The following is a 2,961-nucleotide window of genomic DNA, read 5'->3' as shown; positions in this document are numbered from 1 at the left end:
TTTTAGTTTGGTTAAGTTAGAAAGGGCGCACGGTGGATGCCTTGACACTAGGAGTCGATGAAGGACGGGACTAACGCCGATATGCTTCGGGGAGCTGTAAGTAAGCTTTGATCCGAAGATTTCCGAATGGGGAAACCCACCATACGTAATGGTATGGTATCCTTATCTGAATACATAGGGTAAGGAAGACAGACCCAGGGAACTGAAACATCTAAGTACCTGGAGGAAGAGAAAGCAAATGCGATTTCCTGAGTAGCGGCGAGCGAAACGGAACATAGCCCAAACCAAGAGGCTTGCCTCTTGGGGTTGTAGGACATTCTATACGGAGTTACAAAGGAACGAGGTAGACGAAGCGACCTGGAAAGGTCCGTCGTAGAGGGTAACAACCCCGTAGTCGAAACTTCGTTCTCTCTTGAATGTATCCTGAGTACGGCGGAACACGTGAAATTCCGTCGGAATCTGGGAGGACCATCTCCCAAGGCTAAATACTCCCTAGTGATCGATAGTGAACCAGTACCGTGAGGGAAAGGTGAAAAGCACCCCGGAAGGGGAGTGAAAGAGATCCTGAAACCGTGTGCCTACAAATAGTCAGAGCCCGTTAACGGGTGATGGCGTGCCTTTTGTAGAATGAACCGGCGAGTTACGATCCCGTGCGAGGTTAAGCTGAAGAGGCGGAGCCGCAGCGAAAGCGAGTCTGAATAGGGCGTTTAGTACGTGGTCGTAGACCCGAAACCAGGTGATCTACCCATGTCCAGGGTGAAGTTCAGGTAACACTGAATGGAGGCCCGAACCCACGCACGTTGAAAAGTGCGGGGATGAGGTGTGGGTAGCGGAGAAATTCCAATCGAACCTGGAGATAGCTGGTTCTCCCCGAAATAGCTTTAGGGCTAGCCTTAAGTGTAAGAGTCTTGGAGGTAGAGCACTGATTGGACTAGGGGTCCTCATCGGATTACCGAATTCAGTCAAACTCCGAATGCCAATGACTTATCCTTAGGAGTCAGACTGCGAGTGATAAGATCCGTAGTCAAAAGGGAAACAGCCCAGACCGCCAGCTAAGGTCCCAAAGTGTGTATTAAGTGGAAAAGGATGTGGAGTTGCTTAGACAACTAGGATGTTGGCTTAGAAGCAGCCACCATTTAAAGAGTGCGTAATAGCTCACTAGTCGAGTGACTCTGCGCCGAAAATGTACCGGGGCTAAATACACCACCGAAGCTGCGGATTGATACCAATGGTATCAGTGGTAGGGGAGCGTTCTAAGGACAGTGAAGTCAGACCGTAAGGACTGGTGGAGTGCTTAGAAGTGAGAATGCCGGTATGAGTAGCGAAAGACGGGTGAGAATCCCGTCCACCGAATGCCTAAGGTTTCCTGAGGAAGGCTCGTCCGCTCAGGGTTAGTCAGGACCTAAGCCGAGGCCGACAGGCGTAGGCGATGGACAACAGGTTGATATTCCTGTACCACCTCTTTATCGTTTGAGCAATGGAGGGACGCAGAAGGATAGAAGAAGCGTGCGATTGGTTGTGCACGTCCAAGCAGTTAGGCTGATAAGTAGGCAAATCCGCTTATCGTGAAGGCTGAGCTGTGATGGGGAAGCTCCTTATGGAGCGAAGTCTTTGATTCCCCGCTGCCAAGAAAAGCTTCTAGCGAGATAAAAGGTGCCTGTACCGCAAACCGACACAGGTAGGCGAGGAGAGAATCCTAAGGTGTGCGAGAGAACTCTGGTTAAGGAACTCGGCAAAATGACCCCGTAACTTCGGGAGAAGGGGTGCTTTCTTAACGGAAAGCCGCAGTGAATAGGCCCAAGCGACTGTTTAGCAAAAACACAGCTCTCTGCGAAGCCGTAAGGCGAAGTATAGGGGGTGACACCTGCCCGGTGCTGGAAGGTTAAGGAGAGGGGTTAGCGTAAGCGAAGCTCTGAACTGAAGCCCCAGTAAACGGCGGCCGTAACTATAACGGTCCTAAGGTAGCGAAATTCCTTGTCGGGTAAGTTCCGACCCGCACGAAAGGTGTAACGATTTGGGCACTGTCTCAACCAGAGACTCGGTGAAATTATAGTACCTGTGAAGATGCAGGTTACCCGCGACAGGACGGAAAGACCCCGTGGAGCTTTACTGTAGCCTGATATTGAATTTTGGTACAGTTTGTACAGGATAGGCGGGAGCCATTGAAACCGGAGCGCTAGCTTCGGTGGAGGCGCTGGTGGGATACCGCCCTGACTGTATTGAAATTCTAACCTACGGGTCTTATCGACCCGGGAGACAGTGTCAGGTGGGCAGTTTGACTGGGGCGGTCGCCTCCTAAAGTGTAACGGAGGCGCCCAAAGGTTCCCTCAGAATGGTTGGAAATCATTCGTAGAGTGCAAAGGCATAAGGGAGCTTGACTGCGAGACCTACAAGTCGAGCAGGGACGAAAGTCGGGCTTAGTGATCCGGTGGTTCCGCATGGAAGGGCCATCGCTCAACGGATAAAAGCTACCCCGGGGATAACAGGCTTATCTCCCCCAAGAGTCCACATCGACGGGGAGGTTTGGCACCTCGATGTCGGCTCATCGCATCCTGGGGCTGTAGTCGGTCCCAAGGGTTGGGCTGTTCGCCCATTAAAGCGGTACGCGAGCTGGGTTCAGAACGTCGTGAGACAGTTCGGTCCCTATCCGTCGTGGGCGTAGGAAATTTGAGAGGAGCTGTCCTTAGTACGAGAGGACCGGGATGGACGCACCGCTGGTGTACCAGTTGTTCTGCCAAGGGCATAGCTGGGTAGCTATGTGCGGAAGGGATAAGTGCTGAAAGCATCTAAGCATGAAGCCCCCCTCAAGATGAGATTTCCCATAGCGTAAGCTAGTAAGATCCCTGAAAGATGATCAGGTTGATAGGTTCGAGGTGGAAGCATGGTGACATGTGGAGCTGACGAATACTAATAGATCGAGGACTTAACCATATAATATGAAGCAATGTTATCTAGTTTTGA

The 2,961-nt window shown here is 51.5% G+C and carries 1 rRNA gene; it reads left to right on the top strand.

The features are described 5' to 3' along the window. Positions 1-9 precede the first annotated feature (9 nt). Positions 10-2,931: ribosomal RNA gene (locus tag HMPREF2590_RS10670) — 23S ribosomal RNA — on the top strand. Positions 2,932-2,961 lie beyond the last annotated feature (30 nt).

Source organism: Bacillus sp. HMSC036E02 (assembly GCF_001836235.1).
GTDB classification, from domain to species: domain Bacteria; phylum Bacillota; class Bacilli; order Bacillales; family Bacillaceae_G; genus Bacillus_A; species Bacillus_A cereus.
The sequence above is the reverse complement of the archived record's forward strand: the minus strand, read 5'-3'. Positions and strand labels throughout refer to the sequence as shown.